Origin of the sequence: Kribbella lupini, from assembly GCF_039529595.1 — a bacterium.
Classification (GTDB): domain Bacteria; phylum Actinomycetota; class Actinomycetes; order Propionibacteriales; family Kribbellaceae; genus Kribbella; species Kribbella lupini.
In genome coordinates, this window is sequence record NZ_BAAANC010000001.1 from 1,915,826 (window position 1) to 1,932,487 (window position 16,662).

The 16,662-nt window shown below is 71.2% G+C and carries 15 protein-coding genes; 4 read left to right on the top strand and 11 right to left on the bottom strand.

The window, feature by feature from the left end; all coding sequences use genetic code 11:
* Nucleotides 1–125: 125 nt before the first annotated feature.
* The gene (locus ABD235_RS08790; protein ID WP_344171840.1) at nt 126–977 is read right to left on the bottom strand and encodes a sulfurtransferase; all 852 of its coding nucleotides are present in this window, start codon (nt 975–977) and stop codon (nt 126–128) included.
* Entirely contained in the window at nt 974–1,627 is a 654-nt protein-coding gene (locus tag ABD235_RS08795) for a thymidine kinase (protein ID WP_344171842.1), read from the bottom strand. Before ABD235_RS08795 ends, ABD235_RS08790 begins: the two co-directional genes overlap by 4 nt.
* A 90-nt stretch (nt 1,628–1,717) precedes the next feature.
* On the opposite strand from ABD235_RS08795, the gene ABD235_RS08800 reads away from it, so the two are divergent.
* Nucleotides 1,718–3,367 (top strand): S8 family peptidase, encoded by a 1,650-nt coding sequence (locus ABD235_RS08800; RefSeq protein WP_344171844.1) that lies wholly within the window; start codon nt 1,718–1,720, stop codon nt 3,365–3,367.
* Here ABD235_RS08800 and ABD235_RS08805 read toward each other — a convergent pair.
* From ABD235_RS08805 to ABD235_RS08830, 6 genes are all read right to left on the bottom strand, one after another.
* On the bottom strand, nt 3,364–4,485 hold the full coding sequence (locus ABD235_RS08805; protein WP_344171846.1) for an alkaline phosphatase family protein: 1,122 nt from the start codon (nt 4,483–4,485) through the stop codon (nt 3,364–3,366). The genes ABD235_RS08800 and ABD235_RS08805 overlap by 4 nt on opposite strands.
* Nucleotides 4,486–4,490: 5 nt before the next feature.
* Nucleotides 4,491–5,105 carry a DUF5998 family protein gene (locus ABD235_RS08810; protein WP_344171848.1) on the bottom strand — a complete coding sequence of 205 codons (615 nt, stop codon included), beginning with the start codon at nt 5,103–5,105 and terminating at the stop codon, nt 4,491–4,493.
* A 37-nt stretch (nt 5,106–5,142) separates the two neighbouring features.
* Entirely contained in the window at nt 5,143–7,050 is a 1,908-nt protein-coding gene (locus tag ABD235_RS08815) for an FtsX-like permease family protein (RefSeq protein ID WP_344171850.1), read from the bottom strand.
* Complete coding sequence (locus ABD235_RS08820) at nt 7,047–7,757, bottom strand: ABC transporter ATP-binding protein (protein WP_344171852.1); 711 nt, start codon at nt 7,755–7,757, stop codon at nt 7,047–7,049. The genes ABD235_RS08815 and ABD235_RS08820 overlap by 4 nt, the downstream gene beginning before the upstream one ends.
* Before the next feature lie 114 nt (nt 7,758–7,871).
* The gene (locus tag ABD235_RS08825; protein ID WP_344171854.1) at nt 7,872–8,909 is read right to left on the bottom strand and encodes a P1 family peptidase; all 1,038 of its coding nucleotides are present in this window, start codon (nt 8,907–8,909) and stop codon (nt 7,872–7,874) included.
* A gap of 17 nt (nt 8,910–8,926) precedes the next feature.
* Nucleotides 8,927–9,466: a TetR/AcrR family transcriptional regulator gene (locus ABD235_RS08830; RefSeq protein ID WP_344171856.1), complete on the bottom strand. Its 540-nt coding sequence runs from the start codon at nt 9,464–9,466 to the stop codon at nt 8,927–8,929.
* Nucleotides 9,467–9,563: 97 nt separating this feature from the next.
* Here ABD235_RS08830 and ABD235_RS08835 point away from each other — a divergent pair, with 97 nt between their 5' ends.
* Complete coding sequence (locus tag ABD235_RS08835; RefSeq protein ID WP_344171858.1) at nt 9,564–10,583, top strand: aldo/keto reductase; 1,020 nt, start codon at nt 9,564–9,566, stop codon at nt 10,581–10,583.
* 38 nt (nt 10,584–10,621) lie between these two features.
* Nucleotides 10,622–11,134, top strand: coding sequence for a DUF2087 domain-containing protein (locus ABD235_RS08840; protein WP_344171860.1), 513 nt, complete (start codon nt 10,622–10,624; stop codon nt 11,132–11,134).
* On the opposite strand, the gene ABD235_RS08845 is transcribed toward ABD235_RS08840, so the two are convergent.
* Together ABD235_RS08845 and ABD235_RS08850 are read right to left on the bottom strand one after the other, a co-directional pair.
* Entirely contained in the window at nt 11,116–12,048 is a 933-nt protein-coding gene (locus ABD235_RS08845) for a phosphotransferase enzyme family protein (RefSeq protein ID WP_344171862.1), read from the bottom strand. The genes ABD235_RS08840 and ABD235_RS08845 overlap by 19 nt on opposite strands.
* A complete protein-coding gene (locus ABD235_RS08850) occupies nt 12,045–14,795 on the bottom strand; it encodes a bifunctional acetate--CoA ligase family protein/GNAT family N-acetyltransferase (RefSeq protein ID WP_344171864.1) in 2,751 nt (916 codons plus the stop codon). Before ABD235_RS08850 ends, ABD235_RS08845 begins: the two co-directional genes overlap by 4 nt.
* A 79-nt stretch (nt 14,796–14,874) precedes the next feature.
* On the opposite strand from ABD235_RS08850, the gene ABD235_RS08855 reads away from it, so the two are divergent.
* Nucleotides 14,875–16,020: an ArsB/NhaD family transporter gene (locus tag ABD235_RS08855; RefSeq protein WP_344171866.1), complete on the top strand. Its 1,146-nt coding sequence runs from the start codon at nt 14,875–14,877 to the stop codon at nt 16,018–16,020.
* A gap of 1 nt (nt 16,021) precedes the next feature.
* Here the strand turns inward: ABD235_RS08855 and ABD235_RS08860 are convergent, their stop codons facing one another.
* A complete protein-coding gene (locus ABD235_RS08860) occupies nt 16,022–16,603 on the bottom strand; it encodes a CGNR zinc finger domain-containing protein (protein ID WP_344171868.1) in 582 nt (193 codons plus the stop codon).
* Between the last annotated feature and the right edge of the window lie 59 nt (nt 16,604–16,662).

Here is a 16,662-nt window from a genome sequence, read left to right on the forward strand (position 1 = left end):
CCGGGCGTTACCACCGTCGTCGAAAGGCCCCGCCACACCCCTTGCGTCCGAAGAACCGCGATGCGTCCGAAGAGCTGAGGCCTATAGCCTCGGATTCCTCGGACGCATGCGACTTCTTCGGACGTTCAGTCGCGGCCGGTGGCGATCGGGCGGTCGGGGTCGGTGATCCACTCCGACCACGAGCCGACGTACACCGGCGCGTCCACGCCGGCGATCTCCAGCGCGAGCGCCTCGTGCGCCGCGGTCACGCCGGACCCGCAGTACGCCCCGACCGGCTGCGACCCGTCCGCGCCGAGCGCGGCGAAACGCTCACGCAACTCGCCGGCCGGGAGGAACCGCCCGTCGGCGGCGACGTTGCCGGTCGTCGGCGCGTTCACCGCACCCGGGATGTGCCCGGCGACCTTGTCCATCGGCTCGACCTCACCGGCGAACCGCTCCGGCGCCCGGGCGTCCAGCAGTACGCCGGACGCAGCAACCTCCGCCGCACCCTCCGCGTCGAGCACTTGCACATGCCCCGGGGTGGGAGTGAAGGCAGGCTCGCCCCCAACGGCAGGCTTCGCCGCCGAGACCTCGGCATCCGCCGGGACCGTCGTGCTGACCTCTCCCCCGGCGGCCTGCCAGGCGGCGAAGCCTCCGTCGAGGACCCGCACGTCCTCCACCCCGAAGTACCGCAGTACGAACCGCGCCCGCGCCGCCGCCATCGAGTTGGCCGCGTCGTACACGACCACCTTGGAGTCCGCGTCGATCCCGGTCCGCCGCAGCAAGGCCTCGACGACACTTGCATCAGGCAACGGATGCCGCCCGCCCTCACCAGGCGGCCCGGCCAGCTCGGTGTCGAGGTCCACGAAGTACGCCCCCGGCACGTGCCCCGCGTCGTATGCCTCGCGACCGGGCGGGCCCACCAGGTTCCAGGTCGCGTCCAGCACGACCACGCCGGACGCAGCGCGCAGCTCGGCCGCGGTGATCAACGGGCTCATGATGCAGAACCTCCGAACGGGAGTACCTCGGGAGACAGCGTGGCCCGGGCCCGGGCCGTGGTCAGCCGACGCCGGTGGTGCCGACGGCAGAGTACTTCGTACGCGACCTCGTGGTCGTCCTGCTCGATGTCGCCGACCACCAACTGGTCGCCTTCGGTCACCATCTCGCCGCCGACCGTCCGGGCGTTGTGCGTCGCCCGCTCACCGCACCAGCACAGCGCCTCGACCTGCAGCAGCTCCATCCGGTCGGCCAGCTCGACCAGCCGCGCCGAGCCGGGGAACATCCGCGCCCGGAAGTCGGTCAGGATGCCGAAGCAGAACACGTCGACCTGCAGCTCGTCGACCAGCCGGGCCAGCTGCTCGACCTGCTCGGGCTGGTAGAACTGCGCCTCGTCGCAGACCGCGTAGTCGATCCGGCCGCCGTGGGTCAGCTCGCCGACGACGTAGTCCCAGAAGTCGAAGTCCGGGCGCACCTCGATCGCCTCGGCCGCCAGGCCGAGCCGCGACGACAGCACGTTGTCGCCGGCCCGGTCGTGGCTGGTGAAGATTCGCCCCCGCCGGCCGCGTGCCCGATGGTTGTGATCCATCTGCAGCGCGAGCGTGGACTTGCCACAGTCCATGGTCCCGGTGAAGTAAAGGAGCTCAGCCACGGGCGCCCATCCTGCCAAAGTCGCTTGCGGGTCAGTAACGCCGGGGGGCGTCGGCTTTTGTTCTGGACCCTCGCCAGGTTCTACTGGGTCGTGCGCAAAGCTCTCCTGTCCGCCCTTTCCTTCGCCCTCTTCCTGACGACGACCGCCGTGGCCGGTCCGGCCGTCGCCGTCCCGGTCCGGGCCGAGGCGGGACTGCGTGCGTACTTCGTGCTCACCGCCCCGAAGCAGACCGCCGCGGTGACCTCGGCGATCACCGGCACCGGCGGCACCGTCTTCGCGGCGTACGACGCGATCGGCGTCCTGGTGGTGCACTCGGCCACGGCCGACTTCGCCGGCAAGCTGCGCGGTGTCAGCGGCGTCCAGAAGGTCGGAGCGACCCGTACGTCGGACGTCCCGGCCGAGGCCGCGAACCCGGCGGTCCCGTCGGCTCCGACCGAATCCCCGGACGAGTCCCCCGAGATCCCGCGCCCGGACATGACGCAGATCGGCGCGGACCAGGCGTGGGCGGTCAACCCTGGCTCGAAGTCGATCACGGTCGGCGTCCTGGACACCGGGGTCGACGACCAGCACCAGGACCTCAAGGCGAACTTCGACGCGGCCCGTTCGGCGTCGTGCGCGTACGGCAAGGTCGACACCCGGCCCGGTGCCTGGCGGCCGGTCGGCGAGCACGGCACCCACGTCGCCGGCTCGATCGCGGCGGCCAAGGACGGCAAGGGCATGGTCGGTGTCGCTCCCGGCGTCCGGATCTCCTCGATCCGGGTCGCCGAGCCGAGCAGCCAGCTGTTCTTCCCGGAGAACACCGTCTGCGCGTTCGTCTTCGCCGCCGACAAGGGCGTGTCGGTCACCAACAACAGCTACTACACCGACCCGTGGCTGTTCACCTGCCCGAGCGACCCGGACCAGGACGCGATCGCCGAGGCCGTCCGCCGCTCCGTCGCGTACGCCGACAGCAAGGGCGTCGTCAACGTCGCCGCGGCCGGCAACGAGAAGTACAACCTGGCCGCCAAGTCCGGCGACGACACCAGCCCGAACGACTCGACCCCGGCCCAGCGCACGATCGGCGACGACTGCCTCAGTCTGCCGACCGAGCTGCCGAACGTCATCGTGGTCGCCTCGGTGAACGGCAGCAACGTGAAGTCGGGCTTCTCCAACTTCGGGACCGGCAAGATCACCGTCGCGGCACCCGGCGAGGACGTCTACTCGACCATCCCGGGCGGCGGCTACCAAGCCATGGACGGTACGTCGATGGCCTCGCCGCACGTCGCCGGCGTGGTCGCCCTGCTCCGCAGCGCGAACCCGAAGCTCAACCCCGAGCAGGTCCGCGATCGGCTCACCGCCCAGGCCAACGACCTGCCCTGCCCGGCGGCGTCCGGCGGCGAGTGCACCGGCTCGGAGGCGAACAACTCGTACTACGGCGAAGGCCTGGTCGACGCCGCCGAGGCGGTCGGCGCGTCGACGAAGGCGCCGACGTCCGGAGTCACGATCACCAAGCCGGGCGAGCAGCTCGGGATCGGCGGGCTGCCCGCCGTACCGCTGCTGATCAAGGGCCTCAGCAGCAAGGGCGGCATCGGCTACACCGCGACCGGCCTGCCGCCGGGCCTGAAGATCGACTCGGAACGCGGCTGGATCACCGGCGTCCTCACGCCGGGCGCCGGACGCTACAAAGTCACCGTCCGGGCGCAGGACGGTGACGGCCGGGACGCGACCTCGACGTTCTTCTGGAACGTCTGGAGCTTCTAGCCCGCGTCGACCAGCAGGGGGATCGCCATCTCGTCCTCGGTGAGCGAGCCGTGCATGCCGATCAGCCCGGCCTCCTGCGGGAACCGCGTCCCCGCCACCAGCGCCACGTCACCGAGCGCCGCCACGACGACGTCCCCGATCCGCGGCGCGACCCGGTCCTCGACCGGACCGAACCAGCCCCGCTCGGCCGCCTCCGACCGCGACAGCACGAGCCCGCGGTCGCCCAGCAGCTCGCGGTAGCGATCGGCGACGTACGGCTCGGCCCCCGGGACGCAGTACAGGTGCCGGAACCGCGACTCCCCGCCGATCAGCCGCACGCCGTCGGTCAACGTCGGATCGGCGTCGAGGTCGATCCGGTCCTCCGGCGCGACGTCGACCATCCCGTGATCGGCCACGACCACCAGTACGGCGTCCCGCGGCAGCGAAGCCCTGACGCGCTGCGCGAACGAGTCCGCCGCGGTCAGCTCCTTGCGCCACTGCCAGGACTCGCAGCCCTGCATGTGACCGGTGTAGTCGAGCTGGGAGTCGTACACGTACACCAGCGACGAGCTGCCTTCGCGGCTCGCGAACCTGGTCGCGTCCAGCCGGTCCTCGATCGTGTCCGCCCCGCGGTGCGCACTCCCCCGGAACGCCGCCGCGGTCAGGCCCGACTTGTCGAACCGCGCCTTGCTGACGTTCCGCGTGGCGACACCCGCGGCCGCGACCCGCTCGAACACGGTCGGGTGCGGCTGCCAGCGCCGCGGATCCACCGGCGCGTCCCAGGCCAGCGCGTTCAGCAGCGCACCGGTCTCGGGCACGATCGACGAGTAGCCGACGATCCCGTGCGCGCCCGGCGGCAGGCCGGTGCCGAGACTGGTCAGGCTCGCCGCGGTCGTCGACGGTACGCCGGCCGTCAGCGCGCGAGCGGTCAGCGAGCTCAGGTACGGCGCTTGCTCGGGATGGCGGCGTAGCAGGTTCCAGCCGAGGCCGTCGAGCAGCAGTACGGCGTACCGGCTTGCCTCGGGCAGGCCGAGCTGGTTCTGCTCGCCCGGCACCGAGAGCGCGCCCGCGACCGAGGGCAGGACGTCGGCGAGCGACCCGCCGCCGTACGCGGGCAGTGTCGGCGTCGGGCCGGGCACGGCAACTACCGCGTCGTCGCGAAGGACAGCGCCGCGGCGAAGTCGAGAACCTGCTGGATCCCGGCCGGGCCGTCAGCGGCCGCGCTGATCCGCAGCGAGATGTCGTCGGCGGCAACGGAACCGGTGTAGCCGTGGTCGGCCTCGCAGTTCGGGTCGGCGCAGACGGCCGGCTCGAGGTCGATCCGGTTCACCATGCCCCAGCCGATGGTCAGCACGACCTCGCCGCCGGCCGAGGCCGGGTCGGCCTTGCCCGAGGCGTAGGCCGACGGGTTCGGGACGACGCGGTTCACGACGACGGCGTTCACCCGGTTGAGCGGGATCGCCTCGGTCGAGGTGGACGCGTACGGCGCCCGGATCAGGTCGTCGGCGGCGTGCTCGTCGGTGTGCCCGACGATCAGCCGGGTCGGGGTGAGCGCCAGGATCGTGATGTGCCGGCGGACCTCGTCGCGGTCGAAGGTCGGTTCGTGCTGCAGGACGAAGGCGCGGATCGGTTCGTTCGCGACGGCGATCGCGAGCGAGTCCGTCACCACGTCGGGGTAGTAGCCGCACCGGTCGATCGCCTCGCGCAGAGCGGCAGAGGCGTCCGTGAGCTCCGGGACCGGCGCATTCAGGTCACGCATGCCCTCATCCTTGCATGCGCCGGTCCCAGGACTTCGGTTAACCCACGCTGGCCTTGCGCAGCACCGGTGCGCCGGCCGCTCCGGCGACCGCGACCAGGATCAGTCCGACCGCGACCTGACCGAACAGCAGCAGGACTCCCCAGTTGCCCTGGGTGATCACCTGCCCGCCGCTGAGCAGCAGACCACAGACCGCTCCGAAACCGACCACCGGCAGTCCCACTCCGATCACCGGTACGACGGCCGCCAGGCGGGAGGATCGCTCGATCACCTGCAGGGGCACGCCCGATCGGCGCAGTGCCTTGGCCGGGCCGGCCTGGTCCAGCGCCGTACCGACTGCTCCGGCCGCGGTCGAGGCGGCGCCGGTGACGAACACCAGCCCGAGCAGCAGGGCGACTCCGAGCCGCATGTCCAGGAAGAGCCCGGCCTGGTGCTGGTCCCTCTCGGCGTCGGTCAACGGCACCCTGCCGGGGACGAGGTCGTAGAGCACGGTCCGGACGCCTTCGCGGTCGTTGCTGGCGACGACGATCTCGACGGTCTGGTCGTCGGTCGTGACCTGGCCCTTGAGGCCCGCGCTCGCGAGCCTGTTCTTGGCGTCCTGAGCGACCTGGGCTGTGGTGGCCTGGGTCGTGTAGAACTCGAACGCGGTGTCCTTGCCGTCGCCGTTGATGCCGTACGGCATGAACAGCGCCAGGAAGCCGGTGACGAACCCGCTGAGCACGAGCGCGGCGACCGGGCGGAACGCGGCCTTCGGGTCGTCGACGAGCCGGCGGCCGGCGAGCAGCGCGACCGGGCCTTTCGCCGTACGGGCCAGGATCCGGCCGATGATCTGGACGGCGAACGGACCGACGACCCGGACCGCGAGCGCGCCGAAGCCGACGCCGATCACGAGCGGGAGCAGCGCGCCACCGGTGCCGATCACGCCGAGGATGATCGGGCCGACGACCAGCAGCGCGAGCCGGAACGGCGTGATGCCCTTGCGGGTCTGGCCGCGGACGACGCCGAGCGGCGTGATGCTGACGCGGCCGAGGCCGATCAGCGCGCTCAGCACCGAGAGCAGCGGCACGACGACCAGGACGAGCAGCACGAGCCACCAGCTGACGGTGAGGTCCTGGACGTACCAGCGACCGCCGCCGATCGGGATCCGCGCGATGAGCGGGCTGAGGAGCGTGTAGCCGATCAGGCCGGCGACGGCGCCGAAGAAGCCGAGGACGGCTTGCTCGACCGCGCTGAGCAGGAGGACCTGACTGCGCGTCGCGCCGGCGAGGCGCAGGGCGGCGAGGCGGTGTTCGCGCCGCTTGGCGGCGACACCGGCGGCCTGGCCGACGAGGCTGAGCACCGGGAACAGGACCAGAGCGATGCCGAAGGCAACGAGTGCGAGCAGGGTCGCGATCCGCTCGTCGGTCGACGTACCGTGCCAGGTCTCGAGGTAGTTCGGATGGTTGTTCGCTTGGAGGCCGGGCGCGTCGGGTGCGAGGCCGCGGATCGCGACGAGCTCGTCCGGGGACGACAGACCGGCGCTGGAGATCGTGCCGGTCGGTCGGGCCGTCTGGTAGCGCTTGGCGAGGTCGGGGCCCCACAGCTTGGCCAGCGCGGGCGAGACGAACACCTCGCCCGGCTTCGGCGCGTGCGGGAGGCCGGGCGGCGGCTGCAGCCCGGCGTTGCGCTGATCGTTGACGACGGCAACGTCGAGGCGCTGGAACGGCTTGCCGTCGACCATGTCGTCGACGTCCTTGGTCACGCCGACCGCCGTACCGGCGTCGCCCTCGTCGCTGACCCGCCAGCCGATCCGGTCGTTGCGCTCGGTCAGCCCGAGCGTGCCGGCGATCAGGAACGTGATCAGCAGTGCGACGACCGCGGTCGCGCCGAACGCGGCGAGGTTCGCGGCCCGGCCGCCTGGCCCGGGTCTGCGCACGAACCGCAGCCCGAGCGAGGTCATCGGATTCATCGGTCGCTCACCCGGCCGTCGACGATCCGTACGACGCGGTGGCACCGCGCGGCCACCGCGTCGTCGTGCGTCACCACGACCACCGCCGCGCCGCGATGCGTCGCCGCGCCCACGAGCAGGTCGATCACCTGCGCACCGGTCGCCGCGTCGAGCGCCCCCGTCGGCTCGTCCGCGAACACCGCCTGCGGCTCGCCGACCAACGCCCGCGCGATCGCCACCCGCTGCGCCTGGCCGCCCGACAACTCCCCCGGCCGTCTGGTGGCCTCGTTCGCCAGCCCCACCTGGGCCAGCATCCCGCGCGCTCGCGTCACCGCTTCTCTCCTGGACACCCCGTCCACCATCAACGGCAACGCGACGTTCTCGTCCGCGGGCAGCTCGGCCAGCAACTGGTCGTCCTGGAACACGAATCCGAGCCGCCGGCGCCGCAGTACGGTCCGCTGAGCGTCACTCAACTGATCCACCCGCTCGCCGCCCAGCCACACCTCCCCCTGGTCCGGCGTCAGGATCCCCGCCAGGACGTGCAGCAAGGTCGTCTTGCCGTTCCCGCTAGGGCCCATCACCGCCAGCGCCTCCCCCGGCCTGACCGCGACATCCACCCCCGCGAGTCCCACCACGTCTCCGTAGTACTTCACCAACCCCCGCCCAGCCAACGCCGGCTGCTGGTTCTGGTAGGGCACCTGCATCATCTGAGGACCGGTCTGAGTCATACCCCAAACCCTGTCGGGTTCGGACGTCGGTTTCGTCGGCCTGAAGACCTGTCCTCAGATCGCCTTTAGGTCGTCCAACCGACCACCGACGTAGTCCCCAGGTCGTACGCCGCCCTAGCCGTTCGTGAAGGCCGAGGGGTAGGTGTCTCGGTAGCTGGGGAGCCGGCCGCCCGGGGTGTCGGCCGTTTGGGCGGCCAGTACGCCGTGGACGACGGCTCGGGTGAGGCAGCGGGCGCCGGCGGCGAAGACTGTTTCGAGCTGGAGCAGGGCTGTGGGGTCGGTGACGCTCAGACGTGTGGCGTCTTTGGCGGCGGTGGAGACGCCGAAGATGGAGTCGCCGTCGACGAGGGTGTGGACGGGATCGATGGCTCGGGCGAGGCCGTCGTGGGCGATCATCGCGAGACGCTTGGCGGCTGCTTTGTCGAGGGGTGCGTCGGTGGCGATGACGGCGATCACCGTGTTCATGCCCGGAATGGGGCCGGCAGGCGGTGCGGGTGGGGGTTCGGTGGGGGTGTTCAGTACGCCGAGCTCTTCAGCCAACGCGAACGGTTCGCCGTACAGGCGGCCGGTGGGGCTGACGGCTGAGCCGGCGGCGTTGACGATGGCGAGGGCGGCGACCGTGGTGCCGTCGGCCAGGCGGACGCTGGCGGTGCCGGTGCCGCCCTTGAGACCTCCGACGCGGGCTCCGGCGCCGGCGCCGTGGTTGCCTTGGGCAACTGGACCGTCGGTCGCGGCGCTGATGGCGTCTCGCCCCCAGTCGGCGGTCGGGCGGGCGGTGAAGCCGCCGCCTCGGCCGAGGTCGAAGACGACGGCGGTGGGGACGATGGGGACCACGTCGCGCTCTCCCGCACCGACTCGGACGCCTTCGCCGCGTTCCTCCAGCCACGCCATCACGCCGGCGGCGGTGTCGAGGCCGTAGGCGCTGCCGCCGGACAGGACGATCGCGTTGACGCCGGGGTTGGAGTTCACCGGGTCGAGCAGGTCGGTCTCGCGGGTGCCGGGCGCGCCGCCACGCACGTCGACGCCGGCGACCGCCGTACCGGGGAAGTAGACGACCGTCGTACCGGTCAGGTACGGCGGGTCGGTGCGTTCGACCTGGCCGACCAGTACGCCGGGGACGTCGGTGAGCGCGTTGTGGGGACCTGGCTGCATGGGGTCTGTCTTAGCACTTACGGCTTCAGCAGGCCGTCGAGGGCTGTCTGGAGGATCGGGTCGACGTAGTCCGCGGGTGCGTGGATCGTGGCGATGGCGACGACCATGTCGAAGATCTGCTCGAGGGTGAGGTCGTTGCGGACCTCGCCCGACTTCAGGGCTGCCTCAAGCAGCGGCCGGCCGGCCGCCAGACCGGCTGTGCGACCTTCGTGCATCACGGACTCGTCGGTGCCGAGCTGGGTCAGCAGTTCGGTGGCGACGGCGCGCTTGGCGGTGATGAACGCGGCGAACTGCAGCAGCCAGGTCCGCAGGGCGGCGCCGGGCGTCTCCCCTGTCGCGCGCTCGGCGGCTTCGCACAGCGCGGTGACCTCGTCGGCGTACACAGCCTCCAGCAGTTCGCGGCGGCCGGGGAAGTTGCGGTAGAGCGTCGCCATCCCGACGTCCGCGCGGCGGGAGATCTCGGCCATCGACGTCTCACCCCCCTCGCTGAACGCCTGGCGCGCGGCGGCGAGGATCTTGTCGCGGTTGCGCTGGGCGTCGGCGCGCTTGGTCGGCACGGGTCCTCCTTGTAAGTGGATAGCCTGTCCGCTACTGTCTAAGTGGACAGCCTCTCCGGTCATGGTCCGGAGCCTACCTCAACGTCAAGGACCCCACATGGACTACCGCCCACTCGGCAAGACCGGCATCACCGTCAGCGAGCTCTGCCTCGGCGCGATGATGTTCGGCGGCGCCGGCAACCCCGACCACGACGCCTCGATCCGGATCATCCACCGCGCGCTCGACGCCGGGATCAACTTCGTCGACACCGCCGACATCTACTCGGCCGGCGAGTCGGAGGAGATCGTCGGCAAGGCGCTCGCCGGCCGCCGCGACAACGTCGTGCTCGCGACCAAGGTCGGGCTGCCGTTCGACGACGACCCGAACCATCGCGGCGCCTCCCGGCGCTGGATCGTCGAGTCGGTCGAGCGGTCGCTGCGGCGGCTCGGGACCGACTGGATCGACCTGTACCAGATCCACCGCCTCGACCCGACGACCGACATCGACGAGACCCTCGGCGCGCTCTCGGACCTGATGGCGCAGGGCAAGATCCGCGCGTTCGGCGCCTCGACCGTGCCGGCGTCGGAGATCGTCGAGGCGCAGTGGACCGCGGAGCGCCGCGGCCGGGAGCGTTTCCGCACCGAGCAGCCGCCGTACTCGGTGCTCGCCCGGGCGATCGAGTACGACGTACTGCCGACCTGCCTGCGGCACGGCATGGGTGTGCTCACGTACAGCCCGCTCGCGATGGGCTGGCTGTCGGGCCGCTACCGGATCGACGCGGAGGCGCCCGCGTCGGGGCGCGCCGGGCGTTTCCCCGCGCGGTTCGACCTGAGCCTGGAGGTCAACCAGCGCAAGCTCGCGGCCGCGGACGCCCTCGCCCAGCTCGCCGAGGAGGCCGGGATGACGCTGATCGAGCTCGCGATCGCCTTCGTGATCCGCCATCCGGCGGTCACCTCCGCGATCATCGGCCCGCGCACGATGGAGCACCTCGAGTCGCAACTGCCGGCCGCCGGCATCACGCTCTCCACCGAGGTCCTCGACCGCATCGACGAGATCGTCCCGCCGGGCGTCACGCTGAACTCCGAGGACAACATGTCGTTCACCCCGGCACTGAGCGCGGCGATGCGCCGCCGCTGAGCGGAAATCCGGTTGCCGCCGTCATTAGCGTGGATGGCATGAACGCCGATCAGCTGTGTGGATTGCTGGCCGAACCGTCCCGCCTGCGGGTGTACTCCGCGGTCGTGCTCGGGGCGGGAAGTCCTGAGCAGGTTGCGGAGCGGACCGGCCTCGGGGCCGGGGTGGTGGCCAAGGCCCTGCAACGGCTCGGCAAGAGCGAGCTGATCGTTGCAGAGGGCAACGGTCTGCGCGCCGACGAGGGCGCGTTCAAGGACGCCGTACGGACGAGCCGGCCGGAGCGGGAGCCGCTCTCGGCCGACCCGGACCGCGACAACGTGCTGCGCGCGTTCATCCGCGACGGCAAGCTGACGCACTTCCCGACCGTCCCGGCGAAGTTCCAGATCGTGCTGGAGTACCTGGCCGACTCGTTCGAACCGAACCGGCAGTACGCCGAACGCGAAGTCAACGAAATCCTGCACCGCTGGCACGCCGACTACGCGACGCTCCGCCGCCAACTGGTCGACTACCGCTACCTGAACCGAGCAGACAGCATCTACACCCGCGCGAACTGAACCGCACGTTCCAGCACGCCGACCCCCGGCACCGACCGGATCAGGCCGCCGAGCTGCCTAGCGGCGAACGCGCGGTGCTCGTCGGCGAGCTCCGGATCGAGCGCGGCGCTGGTCTGCCCGTGCAGGTAGTTCAACATGATCGCCAGCCCGGTCGCGAAACCGTCCGGGCCGGTCAGCTCGCCGGGCCCTCCGGCTCTCCGGTACGCCGAGACGATGCGTCGTACGGCGTACTCGTCGGTGAGGTGATTGATCAGCAGGAAGCCAAGCTCCTGCGCCGGCGGCAACGGCCCGACGTTGTCCCAGTCCACGAGATACGGGCCGCCGGCACCGATCAGCACGTTGGCCGGCGTCAGGTCGCGGTGGCACAGGACGAGATCGTCCGGGCTCGTCGAGTTCACCACCCCGGTGAGCTCGACGAGCCGCGGCACCGACTCGGTCAGCTCCGGGGCTCGCGCTGCCAGCGCCGGCCAGTCGACGTCGACGCGGTGGTACCAGGCGTTCGTCTCCATCGGTCCGTCGGTCCACGCGACGCGGTGGATCGCGGCCATCTGCTCGGCCAGCCAGACCATCGCGTCGAGGTCGTCGCGAGGCGGCACGACGCCGTCGACCCACTCGTACAGGCGCCAACCGTCGACGACGTACGAGCCGGAAGGCGTCGTCAGCGGTTCGGGGCTGCGAACGCCGCAGGCCGCCTGGAAGTCGACCTCCCGCCGGACCAGGTCCTCCTCGGGTTGCCGCCAGAAAGCCTCCTTGGCGGCGTACACGCCGGTACGTGTCTCGAGCCGCCAGACCGCGCCCATCGCACCGCGGGCCACCCGCGTGAAAGCAGTAACCTCGCCCAGCCCGAACGCGGGAGCCAGCCTCGCCGCGGTCGGGAGACCGGCGCTCCGCCCGGCCGATTCCGTGTCCGTCACGTCAGGCGGCGGGCCGGCATGTCCTGGCGGGGCTTTTCGTTGGGGGCGATCCGGATCGACGTGTCCAGGACCGTCGCGCCGGTCGCGGCGACCAGGACGGAGCGCAGGTCCAGGCGGACGACCTCCTCCAGCTCCAGCGTCAACCGCGAGACCCGGTGCAACAAGTTCTCGATGGCTGCGATGTCGACCGGGTCCGAGCCGCGATAGCCGTAGAGCAGCGGGGCCGCGCGGACCTCACGGACCATCTCGGCCGCGTCGGCCGTCGTCAGCGGCGGCATGCGGTACGAGCGGTCGCCGAGCAGGTCTGTCGCCACGCCCGACAAGCCGAAGGAGACGACCGGGCCGAAGGCAACGTCTTCCTGCGCGGAGATGACCACGGGCACACCAGGCGGCGCCATCTTCTGTACGACGAACTGCGCGCGCCCAGGGTCCGAGGCGACCCCGAAGGTCCGTGTCATCTCGGCCCACGCCTCGCGCATGTCGTCCTCGTCGTGGATGTGCCGCCAGATGTCGGCCAGGTCCGGGCGCATCCGCCACTGCTCGGCGGTCGCCTTGAGGATCACCTCGAACCCGAGCTCCGCGGCCCGCGCGACCGCCTCGTCGGCCGACAGCACCGGGAACGCCTGCAGCACGCTGATGTCGTAGAAGCTCAGCAGCCGCTGCCGGTCCGCGTCGTCCAGGTCCGCGCCGGACGGGTGCCGCTGCAGGAACTCCGCGACGAAGTCCTCCGCGCCGGCCGAGTCGACGTTCGGCAGCGACGGGATCTGGTCGTCCGCGCGCCGCCGCCACTCGGCGTACTGGGTGGCCTTCGCGAGCGCGCCCACGGCGTACTGCGGCGACAGGAACGACGGGATCGAGCCGCGCGCCGCTCCCCCGTGCTCGTCGGAAACCCGTAGCTGCTCAGGCACGCTGCGCGAGGCGAGGAACGTGGACAGCACCGGCTTGTCCGAGCCCGCGGCCGCGGCGGCGAGCACCTGCGCGACCTCGGCGACGTTCGACTGCACCGGCGGCGTGAAGATCACCACGACCGAGTGCACCTCGTCGTCAGCGATGACCGAAGTCAACGCCTCGCAGAAGTCGTCAGCCGTAGCATCCGCACTCAAGGTGTGCGGCTCCCCCGCCACCTCCAGCCCGCAGCCGGCCATCGTGTCCAACGCCAGCAACGTCAACGCATCCGAGTTGCTGACGATCGCAACCCGTCGCCCCTTCGGCAACGGCTGATGCGCGACCAGCTGAGCCACGTCGAACAGCTCACCCGTCGTGTCGACCCCGATCAGCCCACTCTGCCGGAACAGCGAGTCGACCGTTGCCGCCGGCAAATGGCTGCGCCGTACGGTGTGTCCCAGCGGAACACCCTGCGTCGCCCGCCCGGACTTCAGCGCGATCACCGGCTTGCGCCGCGCCAGCCGCCGCGCGACCCGGCTGAACTTGCGCGGATTGCCCAGCGACTCCAGGTACAGCAGCACCACCTCGGTCGACTCGTCCGAGTACCAGTACTGCATCAGATCGTTGCCCGAGACATCGGCCCGGTTCCCGGCCGACACGAAGCTCGACAGCCCCAGCCCGCGCCCGACCATGTCCGCCAGGATCGACACGCCCAGAGCGCCCGACTGGCAGAAGAACGCGACGCGCCCGCGGCTCGGCATCAGCGGCGACAGCGTCGCGTTCAGCGACACCCCCGGCGCCGTGTTGATCACACCCAGCGCGTTCGGCCCGATCACGCGCATCCCGTACGAGCGCGCCAGCCCGACCAGCCGCCGCTGCCGACGCCGGCCCTCCGCGCCTACTTCAGCGAACCCACTGGAGACCACCACGAGCCCCCGGACACCCTTCGCGGCACAGTCCAGCACCACGTCGACGACCGCCTCGGCCGGAACCGCGACCACCGCCAGGTCGACCGTGTCGTCGACGTCGCGGATCGTCGGGTACGCCGTGACGCCGTCGATCGCCTCGGCCTTGGTGTCGGTGTTCACGGCGTACAGCCGCCCGGGGAAGCCGCCGTCGCGCAGGTTGCGCAGCAGCGCGTTCCCGATCGTGCCCTCGCGTCGCGACGCGCCGATCACCGCGACGCTGCTGGGCGTCAGCAGCCGCGCGATCGACAGCGCCTCGGACCGCTGCTCCCGGGCCTGCATCACCCCGAACGACGTGTCGGTCGGCGCGATGTCGAACTCGACCATGATCACGCCGTCCTCGAACTCCCGGGCGACCGTGTAGCCGGCCTCGGTGAAGACGGTGATCATCTTGCGGTTGTCCGGCAGCACCTCGGCGACGAACCGGGTGATGCCGTTCTCCCGAGCCGCCTGCGCGAGGTGCTCCAGGAACAGTTGCCCGAGCCCACGACCCTGGTGCGCGTCCTCGATCAGGAAGGCGACCTCGGCGGTCCGTCGGCCGGTCCGCTCGTAGCGGCCGACCCCGATCATCGCGTCCGCGACGGTGACGATCAGCGCCAGCCGGTCGTGGTAGTCGACCTGGGTGAACCGCGCCACGTCCCGGTCCGACAGTTGCGGGTACGGCGCGAAGAACCGGTAGTACTTCGACTGCTCCGACACCCGCGCGTAGAACTCGACCAACAGGTCCGCGTCGTCCGGCGTGATCGGCCGCAGGTGCGCGGTGGCGCCGTCGCGCAGTACGACGTCCGCCTCGAGCTCGGCCGGGTACCCGTCGGGCCGCCCGGACAGCGGCCGTCCCGCCAGCGGCAGCCCGGCCAGGGTCTGCCCGGCGGTGTCAGGCTCCTCCGGCGGTGTCACCCGATCAGCCTACTCACCGGACCGGTGCGGGGACGACGCCATTCCGATCCACGGAAGGCCGCCACATAGGGTTCAGCCCATGTGGTGGCTGAGCGCGCTCGGCGGACTGAGCGTGCTGGTCTCAGGTCTGCTTGGGCTGGACGACGCGGTAGGGGTGCTGGAGCGCATCGCCTCCGTCCTGGTGTTTCTGGTCGCTGTGACGGTCATCGCGGGCCTGGCGGACTCCGCCAAGGTGTTCGAGGTCGCAGCCCGAGAGGCGGCTCACCTGGCGCGCGGCAAGACCTGGCGGCTGTGGCTGCTGGTCGTCGTACTCGCCACTGCGCTCACCGTCGTCCTGTCGCTCGACACGTGCGCGGTCCTGCTGACTCCGGTCGTGCTGGCGATGGCCCGGCAGCTGGAGATCCCACCGAAGCTGTTCGCCTTCACCACCGTCTGGCTGGCCGGTACGGCGTCCCTGCTGCTGCCGGTGTCCAATCTCACCAACCTGCTGGCCCTGCACCGCCTCGACCAGCTCGGTCTGGGACTGTCCGACTACCTCGGACTGAGCTGGCGGCCGGCTGTGGCCGCTGTGCTCATCACAGTGGCTGTGCTGGCGGCCCTGTTCCACCGCGACCTGCGCCGCGAGTACGCCGTACCGGCAACTCCCGCTGTCGACGACAAGGTCCTCTTCTGGAGCTCCGCCGGGGTCTGCCTCGCGCTGGGGCCGGCGTTCGTGTCCGGTGTCGACGTGGCGATCCCGGCGAGCATCGGTGCTGTGGTGCTGGCGGTGCTGTTCGCCGGACGACGCCGGGCCGCGCTCAAGTGGTCACTGGTCCCCTGGCGACTCGTCGTGACGGTCGTCGGGCTGTTTTTGGTCGTGGGCGCGCTCACGGCGCACGGACTCGAGCAGCTGCTGGGCGACATCGCCGGCACGGTTTCGAGCGGTGTCGGCTCCGACCTCAGGCTCACCGGTACGGCGGCCGCCGGGGCGAACCTGTTCGACAACCTCCCGGCCTACCTGGCGATGGAGCCGGTCGCCGCCGCGGAGGGACACCGGATGATGCTCCTGCTGATCGGTGTGAACTGCGGCTGCCTGCTGACCCTGTGGGGCTCGTTGGCGACGCTGCTGTGGCGCGACCGCTGCGTAGCGGCCGGCGTGCACATCTCCTGGTGGTCGTTCCTGTGGCGCGGCCTGGTGCTGACCCCGCTCGTCCTCGTCGGCACAGTCCTCGCCCTGCAGTTGTAGATCAGGCAGTACGCCGGGCGTACGCCCGCGCCGCGCGCACCCGGTCGCCACAGCGCGTCGAGCACCACTGACGGCGTCCGTGGCGCAGCAGGTAGCGGTTGCAGGGTGGCGAGTCGCAGGCCGCCAGCCGCTCGGCGTCCGGTCCGGCGAGCAGATCGGCGGCGTCGGCGGCGATGGTCGCGAGAGCGCGGTCGAGCAGCTCGTTCGGGGCGCACGCCGCCTCGCGGTACGGCCCGGACTTCTCGTCCCACAGCAGCAAGGGGGCCGTCGGCACCCTTCGCAGGGCGTCGTTCACGGCAGTCAGGGCCGAGGGCAGCACCGGGATGCCCTCGACGCGGGCCGCGAACAACGCTCGGACGTGCTCGCGCAGCGAGCGCAGCTGCGTCGCGCACATCTCTCGCAGGTTGGCGCCGTCGGGCGCGAGGTCGTGCGCGGTCAGCCAGCGGTTCGTCGCCTCCGGCGTGCCGAGCAGGTCCACGAAGTTGCCGTTCGCCAGCGCGTAGCCGCTGTTGGCGAAATCGAGCGCGAGGTACTGCTCGGCGCCAGGCGCGGGCGTCAGGACGGACTCGGCGGTCGGACTCATGACTCTCATGGTACGGCTTGCCATCATCCGTGAGAAAGTCGTACCGTTCTCACGGATAA

What these genes read in the sequence shown, in the direction of transcription:
- ABD235_RS08790 (WP_344171840.1), bottom strand. Translation starts at nt 977, where the DNA reads ATGAGCCCGTTGATCACCGCGGCCGAGCTGCGCGCTGCGTCCGGCGTG.
- ABD235_RS08810 (WP_344171848.1), bottom strand. Translation starts at nt 5,105, where the DNA reads ATGCGTGACCTGAATGCGCCGGTCCCGGAGCTCACGGACGCCTCTGCC.
- ABD235_RS08815 (WP_344171850.1), bottom strand. Translation starts at nt 7,050, where the DNA reads ATGAATCCGATGACCTCGCTCGGGCTGCGGTTCGTGCGCAGACCCGGG.
- ABD235_RS08820 (WP_344171852.1), bottom strand. Translation starts at nt 7,757, where the DNA reads ATGACTCAGACCGGTCCTCAGATGATGCAGGTGCCCTACCAGAACCAG.
- ABD235_RS08825 (WP_344171854.1), bottom strand. Translation starts at nt 8,909, where the DNA reads ATGCAGCCAGGTCCCCACAACGCGCTCACCGACGTCCCCGGCGTACTG.
- ABD235_RS08835 (WP_344171858.1), top strand. Translation starts at nt 9,564, where the DNA reads ATGGACTACCGCCCACTCGGCAAGACCGGCATCACCGTCAGCGAGCTC.
- ABD235_RS08840 (WP_344171860.1), top strand. Translation starts at nt 10,622, where the DNA reads ATGAACGCCGATCAGCTGTGTGGATTGCTGGCCGAACCGTCCCGCCTG.
- ABD235_RS08855 (WP_344171866.1), top strand. Translation starts at nt 14,875, where the DNA reads ATGTGGTGGCTGAGCGCGCTCGGCGGACTGAGCGTGCTGGTCTCAGGT.
- ABD235_RS08860 (WP_344171868.1), bottom strand. Translation starts at nt 16,603, where the DNA reads ATGAGTCCGACCGCCGAGTCCGTCCTGACGCCCGCGCCTGGCGCCGAG.